Below are 21,293 nucleotides of genomic sequence, written 5' to 3'. Positions count from 1 at the left end.
GTTAGCTTAAGGCATGCTCTAAGTCCGCTTTAAGGTCATCGATGTGTTCAATGCCAACGGAGAGTCGAATCAATCCATCCACAATTCCAAGTTTTTTGCGGTTGTCTGGGGGAATAGAGGCATGGGTCATAATGGCTGGGTGCTCAATTAAACTTTCAACACCACCTAAACTCTCTGCTAATGTAAATAGTTCACAACGTGATAAAAATCGCTTGGCGTCTTCTAGGTCACCATTCAGTACCATGGAAATCATACCGCCATAATCACGCATTTGATCTTTGGCTAATTGATGTTGCGGGTGGGTGGAAAGTCCTGGATAAATCACTTTAGATACTTTAGGATGCTGCGTTAGCCATTCGGAAAGTGCGCGAGCGTTTTCTGAGTGGCGCTCCATTCTTAAAGATAATGTTTTTAAACTTCTTAATACAAGGAAGCTATCAAAGGGGCCACAAACACCACCGCAGGAGTTTTGTAAAAAAGCGAGTCTTTCAGCAAGCTCGGCGTTATCACCAATAACGACCGCCCCATTGACCACATCTGAATGCCCATTTAAGTATTTCGTAGCCGAATGGACAACGATGTCAAACCCCAATTCCAAAGGTCTTTGAAGCCATGGGGTTGCAAATGTGTTATCCGCTACACTAATGAGCTTTTTTCTTTTTGCAATTTCAGCAATTTCACGTAAATTTGCAAGCTTTAGCATCGGGTTTGAAGGTGTTTCTACCCAGATTAATTTAGTATTTGGGCGTATGGCTTCTTCGATATGCTTAGGCTCTCGCATATCCACAAAGGAAAATGATAACCGATTGGTGCGGGTTTTAACTTTATCAAATAACCGAAATGTTCCACCATACAAATCATCCATGGCAATGACATGATCGCCTGAATCGAGCATATCAATGACTGAATTTATGGCAGCCATACCGGTTGCGAATGCAAATCCATATTGCCCAGATTCTAGATTAGCTAAACAATCTTCATAAGCTTTTCGAGTTGGATTATGGGTTCGAGAATACTCATAACCCTGATGCACACCTGGAGCAGACTGAGCATAGGTGGAGGTGGCATAAATGGGTGTCATGACCGCGCCTGTGACGGGATCAGAGGATTGGCCAGCGTGGATAGCCCTGGTTTCAAATTTTTTTTGAGACATGATTACTCCTGTATGAATTACACAATATACCACCGTTCCGACCTCAAATTTTTCGAGTAGGTCAGGGCTGTCTCTTTAGCTCCCAAAATAAAGCGGGATGTAAGTGACGCATGACTATTTTTTTATACCAATTGATTCTGTGCTAAAATTTTACTCATAGTGTTACAAATTAAAGTATTCCGCTGCTTTGCCGTTAATAATAATGGAATGCCATTCTAGAGAGGGATTCATGCGTAGGCAAGAAGTTGATTATAAAAAAGTCTGTCAAGCCGCGTCGAAGCTAAAGAAGAAAGGCATTGAACCGTCTGTTACCGATATTTGTGAAGAATTAGGGCTTGTTACGGTTACTCCTGAATTATCTAACTTACTTGAAAAATGGTATCATACTCAACCTGAATTCCAACGAAAATCCAATATTCCCCTCACAGATAATATCCGAATTGAAACGTTGAATCCTAATATCAATGCCGAACTTGAAAAATCCTTATCCCTTGTACGAGCGACTCTAGAATGCACTGCCGATGGTATTATGATGGTCAATGGAAAAGGGCAAGTGGTGGATTGGAACCAAAAGTTTGTTGAAATGTGGCGGATCCCTACCCATTTAATGGAAGCTGGACCTGAAAATTTAAGTTTTGAATATATTTTAGAGCAACTTATTGAGCCGGAAAAAATCATCGCTGATGTCAAATTTTTATACAGCCACCCTGAATGGCAAGGAGAGCTCCCAGAACTACATTTTAAAGACGGTCGAATCTTTGAACGTTATACTCAACCACAGCGAGTAGGAGAAGAGATTGTCGGAAGAGTATATAGTTTTCGAGACGTGACCGCACGACGTCTCGCGGATGATGAATTGCGAATAAGAGAGCGTGCTATTGAAGCCAGTACCCATGGAATTGCCATTATTGATTTAAGCAAACAGGATTTGCCAATAATTTATATCAACCCATCGTTTGAGAGAACCACTGGATTTAGTGAAGAGGATCTATTAGGACAATCGATTTCGCTTATTTATCCAGAAATTATGGATCAAGCAAATAAACAACGTATTAATCTTGGAATTCGAGAAGAGCGAGAAGAAACGGTTGAAGTGCAGTTACAACGAAAAACAGGTGAGATATTTTGGTGCGAATTAGGAGTGGCACCAGTTAAAAACTCATTTAATGCGGTGAAGCATTATGTCTTTATTATTAATGAAATTACCCAGCGTAAAGAAATGGAAGAGCAACTATTAAGGCAAGCCACCCATGACTCACTCACCGAGCTTCCGAACAGAGTGTTGTTAATGGACCGCGTAGAACAGGCTATCTTGCAAGCGAAAAAGAATAAATCCAAAGTTGCCTTTCTTTTTTTAGATTTAGATCGATTTAAAATGACCAATGACACCTTAGGTCATGGTATGGGTGATAAACTACTGCAATCGATTGCCAATAAGCTTTTAATCGCCACGAATGATTTTGATACCGTGGCAAGATTTGGTGGTGATGAGTTTGTTATTCTTTTACCCAATCTTGAACAATATCATGATGCGGAGGTATTGGCCCAAGAATTGCTCATATTAATTCAAAAGCCAATTAAAATTGATCAACATCACTTAAAAATTACTGCAAGCATTGGCATCAGTTTTTATCCAAGAGATGGCGAAGATTATGAAACGTTAATGAAAAATGCCGATTTATCGATGTATCATGCTAAAGACAGTGGTCGTAATACGTATCGTGTATTTGAAACGGAAATGAATCACCGGGTCATTAATTATGCACAAATCGATAATGCGCTTCGAGGCGCTTTAAAAAATAACGAATTTTATCTTTTATATCAGCCTTTAATTGATTTAAAACGTAAACGTGTTTTTGGGCACGAAGCATTACTACGTTGGTGTAATCCGATGCTAGGCCACGTCTCTCCAATTAATTTTATTCCTGTTGCAGAAGAAAACGGTTTAATCATTGACATCGGACAATGGGTTATTGAAGAAGCTTGCAAACAAACGGTCCGTTGGCAAAAAAAAGGGTATAAAGACTTGACTATTGCGGTCAATATTTCCGGAAGACAGTTGCATCAATCTAAATTACCTCAGTTTGTACATGAAACCCTTAAAAAAACAGGATTAAAACCCGAATTTCTTGAGCTTGAATTAACCGAAAGCTTATTGGTTGAAAATATCGATAATGGGGTAGAACTCATGCATGAGTTGAAAGCGCTTGGGGTTAAGTTGGCGATTGATGATTTTGGAACGGGTTATTCAAGCTTATCTTACTTAAAGCAGTTTCCTCTAAATAAGCTCAAAATTGATAAGTCCTTTATTCAAGGGATGGTGAATAATAAGAATGACGAAGCCATTGTAAAAGCGATTATTAATTTAAGTCATAGCTTAAATTTAGAAGTGCTCGCAGAAGGCGTCGAAAATGAATTTGAAAAGAATTTCGTTGTTGCTCATGGATGTGACAGTGCACAAGGATATTATTTCAGTCCGCCTTGTAAGCCAGACTTGGTCGAAGAATTTTTAAAGAAAAATATTAAAATTAAATAAGTTCTTGAACCTTCCTTAAATTCAGTCTTTAATTTTTATAATTTACTCTCAATTAAGCATGGATCGATGGAGGAAGTGTGAAACAAGTCACGATTGTAGGTTCTGGGTTGGCAGGGACGCTACTTGCTCTTTATCTAGCTAGGCGTGGATATAAAGTTAGTCTTTATGAAGCGCGTGGTGATGTACGAAAAGAACCAATGGATGGTGGCCGTTCCATAAACCTGGCACTCTCATGTCGTGGCATCACCAGCTTAAAAGCGATTGGATTAATGGATCAAGTGACCAATATTATTGTTCCAATGAGGGCAAGGGCGATACACGAAGAGCAGGGTGAGGTTAGTTTTCAAGCATTTGGACGACATAAAGATGAATACATAAACGCTATTTTACGAAGCGAATTAAATGCGTTGTTGCTGAATGAGGCTGAAAAAAGTCCATTAATCGAATTAAATTTTAATTTAAAATTGCTGGATATTCATTTCGAAGAAAAAAAGCTTCGTTTCGTCAATGCGAATAATGAGCCAGTGATGGTTGATTATCAAAGGTTAGTTGGAGCAGATGGCGCAGGTTCTTTTGTTCGCGAAGCGATGAAGCAGCATCATCATCTCGATTATACGCGCGAATTTTTGCCCCATGGCTATAAGGAATTATCCATTAGCAGCAACCATGGGGGCAGCATGGTTCGAGAACATCTGCATTTATGGCCAAGAGATTCGTTTATGCTCTTAGGAAACCCTAATTTAGATGATTCCATTACGGGCTCTTTATTTATGCCAAATCGCGGCAAAAATAGCTTTGAATCATTGGATTCTAAAGAGAAGTTAATGACTTTTTTTAAGACACATTTTTCGGATGTAGTCGATGCAATGCCTAACTTGGTAGGAGAGTTTTTTGCTCACCCCACTGGAAATATGAGTACCATAAAGTGTACAAAATGGTATTACCAAGATCATTGCCTGCTGATAGGCGATGCAGCTCACGGGATTATCCCTTTCTTTGGTCAAGGTATGAATTGCGCGTTTGAGGACTGTCGCATTTTTGATGGGTTATTAGAACAATATGAGGACCAATGGGATCAGGCATTGCCTGCTTTTTTTGAGGAGCGTGTAAAAAATACACTCGCAGTAGCTGCGATGTCTATGGATAATTATCGTGAAATCCAACATGATATTCGGGATAAACAATTTAATTTAAAAAAACAGATCGAAAAGGAATTGATGCGTCGTTATCCTGATCGCTATGTTTCAAAGCATGTTCTTGTAATGTTCACCAACACGCCCTATCTTGAGGCTTATGCCCATGGTCAGATCCAAACTGAATTTATTGACAAAATTTGCAAAAATACCAATTCATTCAATGAGATCGATTGGGCCAGGGTGGATGCACTGATGCCTCTGTACGACAAAAAAATGGCAGAGTTGGATGTTTCTGCCTTCGCTGTTTAAAAAAACGTCAAAAAATTGTCGCTTTGAATCTCTGACGGTAGTTATTTTTCTATGAGGAAACTCAGCGCGCTACTAGATTGCTTAAGCAGGGTAGTTGAATATAAAGTTGGCACAATGTATGCATATATACCTTCGTCTAAAGTATTTAAGCCAGGAGGCTATCATGAAAGCAATCGAAGCATATATTGAATCTAAACAAAATGAATTTCTTGATCATCCTTTTTTTGAAAAACTAGAGCAACTTAATACACTAGAAGAGATCAGTTATTTTGTGCCAGAGCTTACATTTTGGGCCATGACTTTCCAAGACATTTTGCGAATTAACGAAGAAAAAGTCAGTGATCCTTACTTGAAAAAAATTGCTCGACACCACCGAATGGAAGATGCGGGGCATGAAAAATGGTTTCTTCATGATAAAAAGTATCTACTTGAGCTTTCTGAAGGAAAAAATAATGACGATGTGGCTTGGCTTTATAGTAAGGATTTACAAATAACCCGAGATGCAGCGTATGCAATTCTTGCAGAAATCTATAAAATTGATGATGAATTATTAAATGTGGTTTTGTTGCTGACTCTTGAATCATCTGGCCATGTCTTTTTTGAAAAAGTAGCGAATCAAGTGAAAAAAGCCGGTGGAGATAGTGATTTGAAATATTTCTCAAGCGCTCACCTTGAAGTTGAAATGGCTCATGCTATTTTTGAAGAAGAAATGGAACGAAAATTGTACGAGCGACGTGTATCAACTAGTACTCGCCGAAATGCTTTAAAGATGATTGATCGATGTTACGACGCGTTTAGTAAAATGTTCGATGGATTAATGATTGCTTGTAATAATCGATTGGAATTAGCCAGAGAAAGGAAACTACCCCATGGCGAAATATCAGTGGAATCAAGCGCTACTGAGGCAGTGTGAAGAAAGAACAGGGCAACGGTTACTAGAGGACTCAAATGCCGTTACCCAAGCGAATCAAGACTTCGGCCGCCTCACACAAGGTGAGGCGGTTGCAGTCTTTAAACCCTTCAATATCTCAGGATTACAATCCCTGTTACAGTTTGCAAATCATCATCAATTGCCTATCACTATAAGAGCCAATGGATTTGGCCAGTCTGGACAGTCGCTCGCCCCTAATGGAAGTGTGATTGTCGATATTGCTCATCTAGAGGAACATGTTTATTGGCGGGGACATCAATTAATCGCTGGTTGTTCAGCAACCTGGAAATCCGTTGTTGCAAAGGCTTTGACTCAAAATCAACTTCCAATCGTTATTCCTTACAATACCAATCTAACGTTAGGAGGGGTACTATCGGTAGGCGGAGTAGGTTCTGCTTCGTTTAAAGAAGGCATCTCTGCTGCTCACATCGAAGAATTATTAGTTTTAACTGCAGAGGGTGAATTGATTCGATGTGACCACCATTCGAATGCTGATTTATTTAACGCTTGTCTCGGGGGAGCTGGCTTATTCGGAGTCATAATCGAAGCCGCCTTAAAAACTAGACCTTGTCAAAATCAGGTTCGTGTGTTTCGTTTTGTGTATGAAGATAGACACGTATGGTTGAATGACCAGTTTGTGTTAAAACAGCATGGCGATTATCTTGAGGCATTTGTTACAGATAATGCTAATCAAACGAAAAAGAAAGCATTCATTATTAATTTAGCCATGGAATATGAACAAGAACCTTTGGAGCATATTCCGCAATTAAACGCGTCTTTTAGAGAGGACGTCATCGATTTATCCCTTAAAGATTATACTAATCGTCATGATACAAGAATTCAAAGCATGAAAGACTCGGGAGCTTGGGACTATTCGCACCCTTGGTATGAATGTTACGTAGATCGTTTTCTACTAGAAAGTAAACTTGCAGAAATTATGGATATACTCGATGATAGTATTGGAGGAATTTATCATATTTTCCCCATAGCGCCTGTAGCACCTAAATATTTTATGCTTCCAGAGAGTGAAAACATCGTTACCTTAAACGTGTTACCTCCCGGAATTAAAGAGCAAGATTGTAAAAAAGTTATTCAAGCGTTATTGAAAATAGATGATATATTAATAAGCATAGGGGGTAAGCGCTATATTTCTGGTTGGTTTTATTCTGATCTCGATAGTGATTATTGGATAAATCATTATGGACGTTCGTATGCTTTGCGAAAAGCAGTTAAAATGAAATACGATCCGAATCAAATTTTTTGCTCAAAATTATTTCCAGAGATTTAGAGCGGATATTTCGCATGATAGTTTTTTTAGCTTAAAAAACGCCAGTTCGGGATGTTAGTTAGAGGCAATTGATCCAGTATCTAGCCTTTGAGCTAACTTGAGAAATCGCTTTTGTAAATAGAATTAGAGACTTGAGACATCATGTTTAGGGGGTTAGGTGTATACTGATTTGAAAAATACCTTGTCAAAGCCCTTTGTACCGAAAACTGCCTTTATCATTCTAGCGGTTTTTGTGGTGTGGTTGATTATTGATGGGGTAATTTCAATTTTGGAGATTCATCACGCCCATGGTCCTGTCGCTTTGCCACTCCCTCCAAAATCGATTCCCTTACCTACCCATACAGAAGTTTCTAAGGCAACGTTTTTTGGAGAATATGTGCCTGAACACCTGGAGGGGTCCAATATTAAACAATCAAGGTTAAATTTAACCGTAGTTGGTGTTGTTTATGCTGAAGATGAGGCTCGGTCTCAGGTAATCATTCGTTCTGCGAATGGTCAAGAGCAGGTTTATCAGGTAGGCGATCAGTTACCTGGTGGTGGAATCATTAAGCGTATTACGCCAAATGGGGTTCTTGTTAGCCGTCAAGGTTCATTAGAGAGTTTAAGTTTACCCAAAAATGAATTAATCTTTGCACCAGTGGCTAAGCCTTTAATTGGGGATTGAACAATATGGTTTCAAAATTTTTTGTGATGTTAACCATTAGTTTTGCGCTACTTCTGACAGGGTGTTCATTCACAAAAATGAATTTACAAGAAGGCATTCGTAGTTTTCAAGTACAAGATTATCGATCCGCGTTTATTCGGTTGAAACCTGAAGCAGAAAAAGGCAATCCTGATGCGCAATATGCGGTGGGATATATGTATTTTTACGGTCAAGGTGTAACCGAAGATCGAAAAAAAGCCTTATTTTGGATCAAATGTGCTGCTAAGGCAGGACAGCCTGATGCTATCGCTGCTATGAAAATGTTAACGAACGGAAGTGCTACTTAAAAAACATGGAGAATGTTTAACTCATTAAACAAATGTTATTTTGGTATTCATTGATAATCGTTCGTATCGGTTTAGGAAGTCCTAAATCCAGTGCTTCTTGTAAATTCCACCAACTGCCTTTAGGGATAGATGTCAATTGATTATCATTATGGCCTATTAATAAAGCAAAGGGTTGGATTTCAAGACTAAAATGACTAAATGCATGCTTAAACGAACTTAACTTAATTTTCTTTTTGACGGTAAGCTTATATTCTTCATTAATATAATCCTCAGTTAAGCATTCTTTATCAATAGCAGGCAGGCACCAGAGTCCGCCCCATAAACCTTCAGGTGGATTTTTTTCAAGATAAATGCGCTGATGTTCATCAAAAATCAACAAAAACTGTTGTGATTTAATGGGTTTTAATTTCTTTGGCTTTTTGTAAGGATAGTTTGAAACAGCGTTGGTTTGAAATGCTTTGCACCCTTTGTGTAAAGGGCATTGTTCGCATTGAGAATGTTTAATGGTGCAACAAGTCGCGCCTAAATCCATGATTGCCTGGGTATATCTTGCGCATTTATCTGAGCTCATGCATTGTGCAGCAAGATTCCAGAGCTGTTTTTTAACTGAGGTTTTATCTGGCGCTCCCTTCACCAGAAAAAAACGGCTCAAGACTCGTTTTACATTGCCATCTAGAATAGGGGTTGGCTTATTAAATACTAAGGATGTAATGGCTGCGGCAGTGGAGTCGCCTATGCCAGGAAGTTTTTTTAGTTCATTGGGATCTTTAGAAAATGTTCCTCCATGTTCAAAGTATAGTATTCGAGCTGTTTTATGAATATTTCGTGCGCGACTATAATAACCAAGTCCAGACCAGTAAGCTAACACGTCATCAAGGGAGGCCATGGCAAGCACTTCGATGGTTGGGAAACGAGCCATGAATCGGTTAAAAAATGGAATGACTGTTTTTACCTGGGTTTGTTGCAACATAATTTCAGAAATCCATACCGGGTAGGGATCACTGGATTTCCAAGGTAGTTCTTTACGACCATGAAGCTCATACCATTCTAAAAGCGGCATGGTAAATTGCGCTGCGATTTCAGTTGTATTCATAGACTATCAAAAAAACTTTTTACTTCTTCCTTTAATTGCTTAACAGGTTTATCTAACGTCTTTTTCAAATAATACTGGGTGAGAGTTGTACTAATTTGTTTCATATCTGGGTATATCACGGGCTTACTAAGTTGGCCTTGCAAAAGAAGCGGAATGCCATTAGAAAAAATGGCTTGGATTTTAGCCAGATTGTTGTTTGACGAAAGCTTTAAATTTAAGCCATTATGAATAGTCATTTGTTGTAGATTGATAACGCCTTGGCCTGATAGTTCAAACTTGTTAGTCTGCAAAACTATTGAGTTATTGAGCAACATACTTTGTGGTGTATCATACGTTAGATTTAAAGTATTAAATTTAGTAATACCTTTCTGATATTCTTCAGGTTTTAAATCAGTAAGCTCAGAAATGGTTTGGGGATCTATCGTTGGGTTACTCATGAGCGTTTGAAAACGGTTAAGCAATTCGTTCACCAAAGCTTGGATATCCATGAATAATAACTTACCATCCTTAACCGAAGCACCCCCTTTTACTCGTAAAGAACTTAACCAATTGGTGTCACTTAAACGAGCATTGCCATGTGTGGTCAAGTCTAATTTTCCAACCATTAAGTTTTTATTCAGTAAATCCTTAAGAAGCGGTTCAAGGTTAAGATTGGTTGCTGTTTGATTGAGCCTAATGATTTGAGTGTCAAATTGGTAAGATATATTTCCAATGGATTCCCCTTCATAAAGCGTTACTTTGAGCGGGTCGAATTGAATGGCATTGTTTTGAACTTGGGTATTGGCCGTTATTTTTTCAATATAAAATTGATTAAGCTTAATATCGCTGAGACTCAGTTGGCCAATTGTATTGAATCCTGAGAGACTCTTTTGAGCAAAGTAAAGGATTTCATTAGAGAGTTTTATTTTTCCTTTATAATTTATTGCCGCATGTCCTGAATGTTTAGGTGAATTTATGGCTAAAGTAGATGTTAATTGTAAGGGAAAATACTTATTTTCTAGATTTAATTGAGATAACCCGATGTGTAAATCGTTCAATGTATATTGAGCTTCGTCCTGTATAACGTTTATATGGCCATTGGTTAAGTGAAAATTTTCAATCGCAAAGACTATTTTAGAAGGGGGCAATTTATTCTTAGATTCTTTTTTCTTCGCGGGAGTAGTTTTAATGATTGCGGGTGCTGGAGCATTGGGATGAATCACCGCGTCTACCCCATCTATTTTAATCTCACTAAAAACTAATTTTCCATGAAATAAAGGTTTTATTTGAAGTTTTAATATCAAATCGTTAATCGAAAGTTTAAGCTTACTTTTTATATTATCCTCACCCATTTGAATGTGGTTGACCTTAACGCCAGGGGTAGGAAAAACCTGCCAACTGACCGTTCCATTAATATGACTGGGTAAGCCAGTAATGAGGGTAATTTGTTTGGAAAGATAGGTTTTGACCCACTCGGGTTCGAGGGTCTTGAGAAATAACCAGAGCCCAATAACTAAAACAAGAATGGTCGCAAGAAATATAAAAAAGATTTTTTTAAGAACGTTCATAATTCTAAGCCAATGTGTTCCCAGAGATTTTGTTTTCATTAATAGAATGGGCTTACAAGGATAACGCTTGGTAGTCACGAATTCAACGGGTTAGAAGTGACGAAATGCAACCATATAAAAATAAAATAACCAAGTTACGATAAATAAATCTATTGCATTATTTAATTATAAAATGATAAGCTGATAGTCTTCCCCGAGAAAAGATGTAAATTAATATTAGCTTTTCACGTTGTACTCAGGATGAGACAATATTTTAAGGAGAGCATTATGCAACAAAGTCAATGGGAAGTTGTAATATTAAAACCAACATCCGTTTTTCGTTCTTTTTTAGCGGCACAGTTACCGGAAATAGAAATCCCTGATCTCAGTGTTTTTCAAACGGATACGACGGCGTATACTATTTTGAAACATGATGATGAAGAAGACACGCTGGATGAGATTGAAAAACATTTTCCAACCATGTTCAGACATGAAATATCAAGATGGCTGGGTGAGGATGCCCGCAATGATATTGAAGGCAGTTTTCTGGACTTTCTCTGTTGTTTCAAATTTGAGCTTCACTCACAAATCGTATTGATGGAGCCTACTTTACAGGATGGGCATCAGTTGGTTTGCATTAAACCACGTGCGGTTTTATTAAAATGGATGAAGTCTGCCGTTCAAGAACAAACGGATTTGACCACTATTTTAAACACAGTGAATCTCACTCAGATCTCTGAAAATGCTACGGTGGTTGTTAAAAACTTCAATCAATTAACGGAAGTTAAACCTTTTCTTAAGCATTATTATCAGCCCATGTTTAAAGCAGAAATGCATCGCATGTGTGATGAAACAGGCGTCTGGCCCGAAGTAAAAAATTACCAAGATTTTAGTCGTTATTTTGCTGTTGAATTACATACTCAGTTGGTTCATTTGCATTAAGGAGGCGGTTTATGGAACCTGTCACGATAGCGATCATCAGTACCGTTATTTTCGGAGTCGTTACAACGCTTTCAGCATTTATTAGGCAGTTATTATTAAGCCGCGACAAGCATTTAAATGATAAAGCCCAGCAACGGGCATTAGATCAAGAGGCTGTTGAGCTTGAACGTTTGCGAAAGCAAATGGAAAGCAATAAACGGTTTACTTCACATTATAAAGTGCTTGATTCGAATAAAGATGACATTCAATACCTGGATCAGAAAATTGATGATATTTTGAATAAAAAATTTATTTTAATTCAACGATATTCTGAATTGATGCTCAAGGAATCGAGTGCATTGATAAACGGTGAAAAAGTTGATGAGCGTAAACTAGTCTGTGATCGGTTAAGACAGGAAATAGACCGTGAGATTGAGTTCTACGACGAGCAATTAAGTCAGCTTCAGGCTCGTCGTGCAACGTTTTGGGATACTCACAGAGATCTGCAAGATTATTTATTGCAGCAGGAAAAGGAACGTAATAAGAAATTAGATGATATCTATGAGCGGCATACGGGCTTATTAGAAAAAATCTATATTCGGCACAATCAAAATTCAGAACAAGTCACCATGAAATCGATTGAGTCGGGTTCTCAGGCGTTTAAGTTAATTACTGCACCCTTACAAATGCTCTTGCAGTTTTTTAATCTAAGTTCGAACATCTCTCCAAGTCGTTTCGAGGAGGAACGCGCTGCTCGTATGGATGTCAGAAATACGGAAAGAGAGATTAATGGTTATGATTCGGATTTGGACGATGGATCTCACCCTTCATTTTATGAGCAAGAGTCTGAGACAGAGTATGATGAGCAGTCATACATTTCGGAACCCGCTTAGATAATCAAATTTCTCTAGTAAGGCCCATTATTTCTTAGGTTATGGAATGATGGGCTTTTTTTGTGGTGCCTAAAGCCTCACGATAAAATGTGAAGGTACCTACTACTGAAGCTGTTGATTGATAAGTTTTATACAAAAATTTCATTATGCCTTTTCATCCTTACATTAGAATTCACTCTTATTGGTTATCTGCCAAAATTGACAAGTTGCGCAGCAATAAAGCATAATACCTCTTTATTATCCGATATCTTGAATACCGTTCTTAGCCTAATTTAGAAAAGCCTTTGCTTTCATGGGCTCTCATTAGGGGGAAACATGAATCATTATTTTATTCGTTTTATTACAACCTTCACCTTCTTTTTGCTGTTTCATCCCGGGTTTGCTAATAATCTTGATCACTTTTTACCAGATGAAAGAAATACCATTGAAGTATTTCAGAAAGCATCGCCTAAAGTGATCTATGTTCATCGGATTAAAACCGTAGTCAATGGAACCTCTGAGCTGCTTCATATTCCCTCAGGGGCTGGCTCTGGAATTATTTGGGACAACAAAGGTCATATCGTTACGAACTTTCATGTTATTGCAGATGCAGATAACTTAGCCGTTAGCATAGGAAACCATACCTTTCCTGCCAAAGTGGTTGGTGCTGAACCACGAAAAGACGTAGCAGTATTGAAATTAGAATCTAGAAAAGCCTTAGATTTAGTGAAATCTTTTCAGCCTTTTGAAATTGCACATACCGATCATCTATTAGTTGGTCAAAAAACAATCGCGATTGGAAATCCATTCGGTTTAGATCATAGTTTAACAACGGGGGTTATCTCAGCACTAGGTCGTCAAGTCCCGGGGATTGGTGGGGTGACTATTCGAGAAATGATTCAAACCGATGCCTCAATTAATCCGGGTAATTCAGGTGGTCCATTACTTGATAGTTTTGGCAGACTCATTGGGTTAAATACCCTTATCTATTCGCAATCGGGTTCATCTTCCGGGGTAGGGTTTGCTGTTCCTGCGGATGATATCGCAAGACTTGTGAACCAAATTATTGAGCATGGACGTGTTAAACTCGCCGGTATTGGGATCCAGCGAGTGGAGCCAAATATTGCAGTAAGACTGGGGGTTAAAAAAGGTATTTTAATTTCAGAAGTATTGCCCAAAACTCCAGCCGCTGCAGTTGGGTTACGTGGCACTTATCGTGACAGACTTGGGCGAATTCATCTCGGTGATGTCATCATTGGCCTCAATGGTCAGGCTATAGGAAATTACGATACACTTTATAATGTATTGAGTAAAATTAAAGTAGGAGATGAAATAAGCCTTACCATCTTGCGAGAGGATAAGAAGATTACCCACAAAATGAAAACCATCGATATCGCTTCTTATTAAAATCGATAACAATACTATTTTATTATTGCTAGCCAGCAATTAGATTGCTGGCTAGCAATATTCCCTATTGCAATTTTATTATATAACGCTCTGAGAGAGCGTCTTATAACGATTCGCCATGAATTTCTAAATAACTCTTTAATTGCGAAACTTTAGCCTCTTCAGCGTGTTCTTGAAGGTAATCGATTAAATCAAAAATAGTAATCAATGAGATCACTTCAATTCCTTGCGATTTAATCTCACGCAAGGTCGATTGCTCTCCCTGACCGCGCTCGCATCGATCAAGAGAAATAACAACCCCCGATAAAGTTCCGCCATGGCGAATAATTAAATCTTGTGCTTCTCGAAACGCTGTTCCTGCGGTAATTACATCATCCACAACAAGCGTTTTGCCACTTAATGGGGCACCAATTAACTGGCCACCTTCACCATGAGTTTTTATTTCCTTGCGATTAAAGGTGACGGTGGTATCTACTCCCATTTCTGCTAATGCAATCGCTGTTGCGGTAGCAATGGGAATCCCCTTATAAGAAGGGCCAAAAATGTGATCAAAATCTAATTCTTGCTCAAAAATCGCATTCGCATAAAATTGACCTAGGCTTCTAAGACCTTTCCCCTGATATATTAAACCCGCATTAAAAAAATAAGGACTTTTTCTTCCAGACTTTAAGGTAAATTCGCCAAATTTTAATGCCTCGCACTCTAAAGCAAGTCGTATAAACGCTTCTTTTAAATTATTCACAGATGCTCCCGATATTGACTTTTAAAAAAAATCCTTAATAATCAATTAAAATATTGTTATGCTGTTAGGGCTAGTTTACCCAATTAGCTATTTTATTTTAGCAATAATTTTAAAATTAATGGATTTTTAAAACCAAAAAAAAGAGGATGAGCGAAATGTCGCAACGATTAACAGGACAAGTTAAATGGTTTAACGAAAAAAAGGGATTTGGATTTATTATTAGCCCTGATGGCGATGACATTTTTGTGCATTACAAAGATATTCAGGGGGTTGGTTTTAAGACACTTCATGAAAACGATACCGTCAGTTATGTCCTTGACAAAGGCCCCAAAGGGTTTAAGGCTCAAGATGTTGTTATTGAAAAAGAGACGACTTATTGACTTATCTATTTGATTCATACACCATTCGCATACCCGATTAAATATTAAACTGGGCTCATTATATACTTATTTACTGAGTATAAATGACTTATTTTAAGGTCTAGTTATTTCATGAGTAAACATTGGGAAAATGCGCCAGTCGCTGTAATAACCGGTGCTGGAAGTGGGATTGGTTTGGCGCTTGTAAACGCCTGCCTTAATAAACAAATGCGCGTAGTAATGGCCGATATTGATGAACAGGCCTTGACTCGCCGTGTCATGCAACTTCATATGAGTGAGCGCGATCGTGTTCTTAGCTTTCCTTGTGATGTAACACAGTTAGAACACGTTCATCACCTAGCTAAAGAGTCAATCCGAGTCTTTGGTCGTGTGGATTGGATATTTAATAACGCAGGTATTAGTGGACGAATTGCTCCTTTATGGATGTTAAGCCCGGATGAAATTCAACAAGTCATGGATGTTAATTTGTATGGTGTCTTAAATGGCATTCAAGTATTCCTTCCTATCTTGTTTGAGCAACGGCATCGGTCACGCATCATTAACATGGCTAGTTTTTATGGGTTATGTAGCGGATCGAATATGACAGCCTATGCCATGTCAAAACATGCGATTGTTGCACTATCCGAATCACTTCATTTTGAGCTAAGCGTTTCTGAAAAGCCGGTCGATGTATCGGTGGTGTGCCCTTCGTTTGCAAATACGGGGTTATTATCAAACTCTAAGCCCAGTGAGGAAAGCCCATTGCATGCTGTCATGATTGATTTAATTCAACGAAGTCGCGATCCTGAAGAAGTGGCCAATCATGTCCTTGCCGAAATAGAAAAAGGTGTGTTTTATATATTACCAGATCGCGAAGTGAAGGATTATTTTGAACAGCGCATGAGAGCCATAATTAATCAGACTGCTCCTCATCAACATAATCTTGAAAAAGTAATGCAGGCATTAACGCGTCGAGTTGTAGAGAACACTCACTAAAACAGGGTTCTATTTCAATGAAAGCGAGAGTATTACATTTGTTAGGAAAAAAAACATTTCTCCCGCTCTTTTTAACCCAGTTTTTCGGCGCGTTTAATGATAATGCATATAAGCTGGCCATGCTGACTTTAATCAGTTATTTTCTTAGTACAAGCCAAGGTCAATCCGAGCAATTTCAAGCAATAGCCGGGGCATTATTTATCCTGCCTTTTTTTATTCTATCTGCGACTGCCGGTCAATTAGCAGATAAAATTGATAAAGCTAAAATGACTCGCGTACTAAAAGTATTTGAATTAATGCTCATGATAGTCGGTGGAGTAGGGCTATATTATGGGAATATTCCCCTCATGATGCTTACTTTAACTGGCATGGGCGTTCACTCCACTTTTTTTGGACCAATCAAATACGCTATTTTGCCAGACCATCTTCCAAATGGACAATTGCTCGCTGCAACCTCACTCATTGAGGGCAGCACATTTTTGGCTATTTTGTTCGGCACGACATTAGGTGCTTTAGGAGTTGGTGGAGAACGTTCGGGTGTCTTGTATGCTGTTCTGCTGACTTGCTCATCTGCTTTGATTGGCTTATTTGCAAGTCATTTTATTCCTCCAGCACGCTCTAAAGATAGTAATATTAATGTAGATTGGCGCCTTATTCGAGCAACCAATCGTATGATAAGGGATATTGTTCGCAATACCAAAATCGTGCCCGCATTATTTGCAATTTCTTGGTTTTGGCTAATAGGTGCTGTCATTTTAACCAAGCTACCTGATTACTCAAATTATGTATTAAATGCCGAAACGACGGTGTTTGCAGTCTTTCTTGCGTTATTTTCAATTGGCATCGCTGCTGGCTCTCTGGCCATTAATAAAATTTTAGAAGGAGAAGTTTCTCTAAGATTGGTTCCTAAAGCCATGTTGCTATTATCGGTTTTCGCGTGTGATTTGTATTGGGCAACCCCAAATCAGTCTAAAACAATGTTATCGCTTACCGAGTTTTTTCTAGATATTCAGCACATACGTATTTCATTGGATTTATTTTTCTTAGCATTCAGTGGGGGACTTTTTATTGTCCCACTCTATACGTTTCTTCAAGTGAGTAGCGAAGGAACGCATCGTGCAAGAACCATTGCTGCCAATAATATATTCAATGCTTTTTTTATGGTGCTTGGTTCATTGTTTGTGATGCTGCTTATTTATTTAAAGGTTCCTATCCCAGGGGTTTTCTTAACATTAGGCATTCTAAATGTCTTTGCCGCTGGAATCTTTTGGATTTATTTTAGGAAATAAGGATCAGGTTCGGGAGTCTGGAGTCAGGGTCAGGGGTCAGGAGTCAGGAGTCAGGAGTCAGGAGTCAGGAGTCAAGAGTGAGGAGTGAGGAGTGAGGAGTGAGGAGTGAGGAGTGAGGGGGGCAGGTATATTTCAACGTCCTGCGGCTTTGACCGCAGGATCCATGCTAGAAGCCTCAAAACCAATGGATGCTGCGGTCAAAGCCCTGAATCTTCTACACATTACTGAAAATCTAGTCCAGCTCTAGTCTTCTAGGTTCAGTGACTTGACACAGAATCCATAAGTACTGCGCTAAAACACTGGGCCACCCGGACAAGCCGGGTGGCGTAGGCTTAAGATGTGATCAAGAGACAGGGTCAAAGCCGTAGGACGTGGAGATGCAGGAGTTAGCACTCTGAAACCTGAAACCTGAACCCTGAACCCTGAACCCTGAACCCTGACCCCTGACCCCTGACCCCTGACTAGGCTAGCCAGTCTCTTGCCGGAAGAAAATCTGTGTACAATCTTGCCTCGGGGGTATGAGGTTCTGGATGCCAATTGTATTGCCATTGAACTTCAGGTGGGAGTGACATAAGAATTGACTCGGTTCGCCCTCCGGATTGTAAGCCAAAAAGAGTACCTCGATCATAGATTAAATTAAATTCAACATAGCGCCCGCGCCTGAATAACTGAAATTCCTTTTGTCGTTTCCCATAAGGGGTGTCTTTTCTTTTCTCTACAATCGGTGCATAGGCTTTGATAAAATGATCACCAATACGTTTCATGAGTCCAAAGCTTAATTCAAATCCCCCTTCATTAAAGTCATCAAAGAATAATCCACCGATACCGCGTGCTTCTTCACGGTGCTTAAGATAGAAATATTGATCACACCAGCTTTTAAATTTTTGATACATGGTGTCGCCATAGGGAGCACATGCCTCGCGTGCTGTTTGATGCCAATGCCGACAATCTTCGATAAAGCCATAATACGGTGTTAAATCAAACCCCCCACCAAACCACCAAACAGGACGCTCTCCTTTTTTTTCCGCGCTAAAAAAACGAACGTTGGCATGTGAGGTCGGAACATACGGATTTTGGGGGTGGATGACTAAAGAAACGCCTAATGCAGTAAATTCACGACCAGCTAACTCAGGACGATGAGCCGTTGCTGAGGCAGGTAATTGTTGTCCCATCACATGAGAAAAATTAACCCCAGCCTTTTCAAAAACGGCACCGTGACTTAAAACACGAGAAACTCCACCACCACCCTGAGTCCTGGTCCATGCGTCCTCAATAAATTGACTGCTTCCATCTAATTGTTCCAATGTTTGGCAAATCGAGTGTTGTAATCGCAATAAATACTGTTTGACTTGTGTGATGGCATCAGATGGAAGACTGGCTTTTTCGGAATTCATAGCTACAACACTCCTAATTCACTTAACCGTTCATAAAGATATTGTCTTGCAGTTTTTTCAGGCGAAAGTTGTACCTCGGGTCGTGGGTGAAGAAATAAGGGCATGGAAAGTCTCGCCAGATTATTTGAATCAGGATTAACGACTCGATGCGTGGTTGATCGATAATGTCCATTGGTTGCCAGATCCAACATGTCCCCGGCGTTGACAACGATGTGTTCTTTAGAGCAAGGGACTTCATGCCAACGTCCTTGATTGTCTTTTACTTGTAATCCAGAGCTTGTTGCACCAACTAGTAGAGTAATTAAGTTAATGTCTTCATGGGCCGCGGCTCGAACAGCTCCTACGGGTTCAGTTCCAGAGAGTGGCGGATAGTGAAGAATTCGTAGCATCGTTTGATCACTTTGATTGATCATGGAAGACAATGGCATGGATAATTGATTAGAAACGCTTGGAGGTAAGGTTCGTTCCAGCCAGGTTAAAAGGGTTGAGGCGAGATCAGTGAGCTGCTGATAAAGCACTTTGGTATTTGGGCTTATTGTAGAGGGATACTGCCCCCAAGGATAATATTGAAAAAATTCTTTAATATCTTTAATGGAAGCGCCTTTTGCTTTCTCAGATATCGAAGGAGGGAAGTAACCGTCTTGAGTTTCTCTTTTATAGAGGTAATGCTGTTTTTCATTGCTTTTGAAAAAATTAATCCATTCGCCGTAAATGGAATCAATTAGTTCGGAAGAAATGGGGTGGTATTCTAAAACGGCGAATCCTGTTTCTCGAAGCGACTTACTAAATTGTTTATCGGCTTCAGAATCCCTGTAATCAATTTTCAAAATATGCATGACTTGCCCCATGTGTGCGGTTGGCTGCCTCAAGGCACTTCATTATAACTCATCTCTAGAAAAAAAAGAAAAAATCGAGCGTAATGCGTAATCCTCAAACTTTGCTTTTCTTTCATTAGCATTTTGGGATAAACCCGAATCAAAAGCTTCCTAAAATGGAAGGGGGTGGTTTAATCGAGCTGAATTATGACCCCTTCTACTTATCAAAAGTGGGCGAGGGGAGAGATACACCCAAAGGGTGGAAATTTAACGTTGCTTATACTGGCTTATGATCATGGCATTCGTTATGTGATGAGTTGAGAGAGATAACGTACCTTAGAATGACGTAGGGAGTAAACTTGGAGTAGGGTAAATTTTAATCACAAATCGATTGATGTATACTATAAAAAATGTTCATAAGTTGTAGTGTGTGTTGTGTCTAAAATACCAAGCTTACTTTCTCCTTTAGCTATTGCGCCAATGATCGATTGGACTTATACCCATTTTCGGGTTTTGATGCGATTATTAGCTCCCAATGCATTACTGTATACCGATATGCAAACGCCCGGAACTTTATTCAATAATCCATCGCGTGCGCTACAATTTCATCGTACTGAAAAACCATTGGCCCTACAACTTGGGGGTGCTACTGTCGATGCACTCGTGCGTTGTGCACAAATGGCTGAAGCAGCAGGATTTGATGAGGTCAATTTAAACCTTGGATGTCCAAGTGATCGAGTGCAAGCAGGGCGTTTTGGCGCTTGTATGATGGCCGAGCCTGATTTGGTATCCGATTGCATCATCGCGATGAAAAACGCGGTGGGTATTCCGGTGACAGCTAAAACACGCATTGGGATTGACCAACAAGATAGTTATGAGTTTTTTGCCCACTTTGCGCATCGACTTGTCGATGCTGGTGCAGATAAGATCATTGTTCATGCGCGCAAAGCCTGGCTCAAGGGATTAAACCCCAAACAAAACCGAACCATACCACCTATTCATTATGAATATGTCTATCGATTAAAAAAAGAGCTAGGAGCTTTTCCTCTCGTCATCAATGGTAATATTACCTGCTATAATGAAATACAAAGCCATTTGACGGTAGTTGACGGGGTCATGCTTGGGCGTTTGGCTTGCCAGGATCCGTATCAGATAGCACACATTCATCATAAGATGTTTCCAGGGTATACACTTATTACACGAGTTGAAATCTTAACGAGCTATTTTGAGTATGCGCTCGCTCAGTATGCAGCTGGAGTTCCTGCGAGCCTATTATTAAAACCGGTTTTTGGTTTTGCTTATGGACTACCTAATGGCAAGCGGTGGAAAGAGGGTTTGCTCAGTGCTCAGCGCGATAATTTTGAACAAGGTATCAAACAAGCTTTGGATAAAATGCAGGATATGGAGCACGTTAGCAGTGAGGTATTTAGTCATTAGAAATTCTTGCTCAGAAAGTTAAGAGCAGGCTAGGAACTGCATACAGAATCGCTAGAATTACCGCAGAATCATGGCTTTTGGAGAGGAATTCTAGTACAT

19 protein-coding genes are annotated in these 21,293 nt (G+C 39.4%); 13 read left to right on the top strand and 6 right to left on the bottom strand.

Annotated elements, in window-relative coordinates; translation table 11 throughout:
* Position 1: 1 nt before the first annotated feature.
* Positions 2-1,153 carry a trans-sulfuration enzyme family protein gene (locus tag E1O41_RS02680; protein WP_131775778.1) on the bottom strand — a complete coding sequence of 384 codons (1,152 nt, stop codon included), beginning with the start codon at positions 1,151-1,153 and terminating at the stop codon, positions 2-4.
* A gap of 229 nt (positions 1,154-1,382) precedes the next feature.
* Between E1O41_RS02680 and E1O41_RS02675 the strand changes: the two genes are divergently transcribed.
* The 6 genes from E1O41_RS02675 to E1O41_RS02650 all read left to right on the top strand — a co-directional run bounded on the left by E1O41_RS02675 (position 1,383) and on the right by E1O41_RS02650 (position 8,343).
* Positions 1,383-3,689, top strand: a complete 2,307-nt coding sequence (locus tag E1O41_RS02675; RefSeq protein ID WP_131775777.1) for a putative bifunctional diguanylate cyclase/phosphodiesterase — start codon at positions 1,383-1,385, stop codon at positions 3,687-3,689.
* Between the two features lie 77 nt (positions 3,690-3,766).
* On the top strand, positions 3,767-5,134 hold the full coding sequence (locus tag E1O41_RS02670; RefSeq protein WP_131775776.1) for an FAD-dependent oxidoreductase: 1,368 nt from the start codon (positions 3,767-3,769) through the stop codon (positions 5,132-5,134).
* A 163-nt stretch (positions 5,135-5,297) separates the two neighbouring features.
* On the top strand, positions 5,298-6,047 hold the full coding sequence (locus E1O41_RS02665) for a hypothetical protein (protein WP_131775775.1): 750 nt from the start codon (positions 5,298-5,300) through the stop codon (positions 6,045-6,047).
* Positions 6,004-7,353, top strand: coding sequence for an FAD-binding protein (locus E1O41_RS02660; RefSeq protein WP_131775774.1), 1,350 nt, complete (start codon positions 6,004-6,006; stop codon positions 7,351-7,353). The genes E1O41_RS02665 and E1O41_RS02660 overlap by 44 nt, the downstream gene beginning before the upstream one ends.
* Before the next feature lie 157 nt (positions 7,354-7,510).
* Positions 7,511-8,017 (top strand): type II secretion system protein N, encoded by a 507-nt coding sequence (locus tag E1O41_RS11945; protein WP_131775773.1) that lies wholly within the window; start codon positions 7,511-7,513, stop codon positions 8,015-8,017.
* A gap of 26 nt (positions 8,018-8,043) precedes the next feature.
* Entirely contained in the window at positions 8,044-8,343 is a 300-nt protein-coding gene (locus tag E1O41_RS02650) for a tetratricopeptide repeat protein (RefSeq protein ID WP_229669324.1), read from the top strand.
* Positions 8,344-8,359: 16 nt separating this feature from the next.
* On the opposite strand, the gene mutY is transcribed toward E1O41_RS02650, so the two are convergent.
* Entirely contained in the window at positions 8,360-9,436 is a 1,077-nt protein-coding gene (gene mutY, locus E1O41_RS02645; protein WP_131775771.1) for an A/G-specific adenine glycosylase, read from the bottom strand.
* Positions 9,433-10,983, bottom strand: a complete 1,551-nt coding sequence (locus E1O41_RS02640) for an AsmA family protein (RefSeq protein ID WP_165481082.1) — start codon at positions 10,981-10,983, stop codon at positions 9,433-9,435. The genes mutY and E1O41_RS02640 overlap by 4 nt, the downstream gene beginning before the upstream one ends.
* A 267-nt stretch (positions 10,984-11,250) precedes the next feature.
* Between E1O41_RS02640 and E1O41_RS02635 the strand changes: the two genes are divergently transcribed.
* The 3 genes from E1O41_RS02635 (at position 11,251) to E1O41_RS02625 (ending at position 14,162) form a co-directional block, all read left to right on the top strand.
* A complete protein-coding gene (locus E1O41_RS02635; protein ID WP_131775769.1) occupies positions 11,251-11,904 on the top strand; it encodes a hypothetical protein in 654 nt (217 codons plus the stop codon).
* A gap of 11 nt (positions 11,905-11,915) precedes the next feature.
* Positions 11,916-12,776 (top strand): hypothetical protein, encoded by an 861-nt coding sequence (locus tag E1O41_RS02630; RefSeq protein WP_131775768.1) that lies wholly within the window; start codon positions 11,916-11,918, stop codon positions 12,774-12,776.
* A 315-nt stretch (positions 12,777-13,091) separates the two neighbouring features.
* Entirely contained in the window at positions 13,092-14,162 is a 1,071-nt protein-coding gene (locus E1O41_RS02625; protein ID WP_131775767.1) for a S1C family serine protease, read from the top strand.
* A gap of 103 nt (positions 14,163-14,265) precedes the next feature.
* Here the strand turns inward: E1O41_RS02625 and pyrE are convergent, their stop codons facing one another.
* Positions 14,266-14,904, bottom strand: a complete 639-nt coding sequence (gene pyrE, locus E1O41_RS02620; protein WP_131775766.1) for an orotate phosphoribosyltransferase — start codon at positions 14,902-14,904, stop codon at positions 14,266-14,268.
* Between the two features lie 155 nt (positions 14,905-15,059).
* Here pyrE and E1O41_RS02615 point away from each other — a divergent pair, with 155 nt between their 5' ends.
* From E1O41_RS02615 to E1O41_RS02605, 3 genes are all read left to right on the top strand, one after another.
* Positions 15,060-15,284: a cold shock domain-containing protein gene (locus E1O41_RS02615; RefSeq protein ID WP_131776019.1), complete on the top strand. Its 225-nt coding sequence runs from the start codon at positions 15,060-15,062 to the stop codon at positions 15,282-15,284.
* Between the two features lie 111 nt (positions 15,285-15,395).
* Positions 15,396-16,259, top strand: coding sequence for an SDR family NAD(P)-dependent oxidoreductase (locus E1O41_RS02610; RefSeq protein WP_131775765.1), 864 nt, complete (start codon positions 15,396-15,398; stop codon positions 16,257-16,259).
* A 17-nt stretch (positions 16,260-16,276) separates the two neighbouring features.
* On the top strand, positions 16,277-17,548 hold the full coding sequence (locus E1O41_RS02605; RefSeq protein ID WP_131775764.1) for an MFS transporter: 1,272 nt from the start codon (positions 16,277-16,279) through the stop codon (positions 17,546-17,548).
* A 461-nt stretch (positions 17,549-18,009) separates the two neighbouring features.
* Here E1O41_RS02605 and hemF read toward each other — a convergent pair whose 3' ends face one another.
* Together hemF and E1O41_RS02595 are read right to left on the bottom strand one after the other, a co-directional pair.
* A complete protein-coding gene (hemF, locus tag E1O41_RS02600; protein WP_131775763.1) occupies positions 18,010-18,942 on the bottom strand; it encodes an oxygen-dependent coproporphyrinogen oxidase in 933 nt (310 codons plus the stop codon).
* A 2-nt stretch (positions 18,943-18,944) separates the two neighbouring features.
* Positions 18,945-19,778: a 2OG-Fe(II) oxygenase family protein gene (locus tag E1O41_RS02595; RefSeq protein ID WP_131776018.1), complete on the bottom strand. Its 834-nt coding sequence runs from the start codon at positions 19,776-19,778 to the stop codon at positions 18,945-18,947.
* 459 nt (positions 19,779-20,237) lie between these two features.
* Here E1O41_RS02595 and dusA point away from each other — a divergent pair, with 459 nt between their 5' ends.
* A complete protein-coding gene (dusA, locus tag E1O41_RS02585; protein ID WP_229669325.1) occupies positions 20,238-21,194 on the top strand; it encodes a tRNA dihydrouridine(20/20a) synthase DusA in 957 nt (318 codons plus the stop codon).
* The last annotated feature ends 99 nt before the right edge of the window (positions 21,195-21,293 follow it).

The organism is Legionella impletisoli, assembly GCF_900639875.1.
Lineage (GTDB): Bacteria > Pseudomonadota > Gammaproteobacteria > Legionellales > Legionellaceae > Legionella_A > Legionella_A impletisoli.
The sequence above is the reverse complement of the archived record's forward strand: the minus strand, read 5'-3'. Positions and strand labels throughout refer to the sequence as shown.

Bases quoted from the DNA above. Each gene is read 5' to 3' on its own strand.
- E1O41_RS02615 (WP_131776019.1), top strand. From the start codon at position 15,060: ATGTCGCAACGATTAACAGGACAAGTTAAATGGTTTAACGAAAAAAAG.
- mutY (WP_131775771.1), bottom strand. From the start codon at position 9,436: ATGAATACAACTGAAATCGCAGCGCAATTTACCATGCCGCTTTTAGAA.
- E1O41_RS02660 (WP_131775774.1), top strand. From the start codon at position 6,004: ATGGCGAAATATCAGTGGAATCAAGCGCTACTGAGGCAGTGTGAAGAA.
- hemF (WP_131775763.1), bottom strand. From the start codon at position 18,942: ATGAATTCCGAAAAAGCCAGTCTTCCATCTGATGCCATCACACAAGTC.
- E1O41_RS02630 (WP_131775768.1), top strand. From the start codon at position 11,916: ATGGAACCTGTCACGATAGCGATCATCAGTACCGTTATTTTCGGAGTC.
- E1O41_RS02625 (WP_131775767.1), top strand. From the start codon at position 13,092: ATGAATCATTATTTTATTCGTTTTATTACAACCTTCACCTTCTTTTTG.
- E1O41_RS02675 (WP_131775777.1), top strand. From the start codon at position 1,383: ATGCGTAGGCAAGAAGTTGATTATAAAAAAGTCTGTCAAGCCGCGTCG.
- E1O41_RS02605 (WP_131775764.1), top strand. From the start codon at position 16,277: ATGAAAGCGAGAGTATTACATTTGTTAGGAAAAAAAACATTTCTCCCG.
- E1O41_RS02650 (WP_229669324.1), top strand. From the start codon at position 8,044: ATGTTAACCATTAGTTTTGCGCTACTTCTGACAGGGTGTTCATTCACA.
- dusA (WP_229669325.1), top strand. From the start codon at position 20,238: ATGATCGATTGGACTTATACCCATTTTCGGGTTTTGATGCGATTATTA.
- E1O41_RS02635 (WP_131775769.1), top strand. From the start codon at position 11,251: ATGCAACAAAGTCAATGGGAAGTTGTAATATTAAAACCAACATCCGTT.
- E1O41_RS02595 (WP_131776018.1), bottom strand. From the start codon at position 19,778: ATGCATATTTTGAAAATTGATTACAGGGATTCTGAAGCCGATAAACAA.
- E1O41_RS02610 (WP_131775765.1), top strand. From the start codon at position 15,396: ATGAGTAAACATTGGGAAAATGCGCCAGTCGCTGTAATAACCGGTGCT.
- E1O41_RS02640 (WP_165481082.1), bottom strand. From the start codon at position 10,983: ATGAACGTTCTTAAAAAAATCTTTTTTATATTTCTTGCGACCATTCTT.
- E1O41_RS02680 (WP_131775778.1), bottom strand. From the start codon at position 1,153: ATGTCTCAAAAAAAATTTGAAACCAGGGCTATCCACGCTGGCCAATCC.
- E1O41_RS02665 (WP_131775775.1), top strand. From the start codon at position 5,298: ATGAAAGCAATCGAAGCATATATTGAATCTAAACAAAATGAATTTCTT.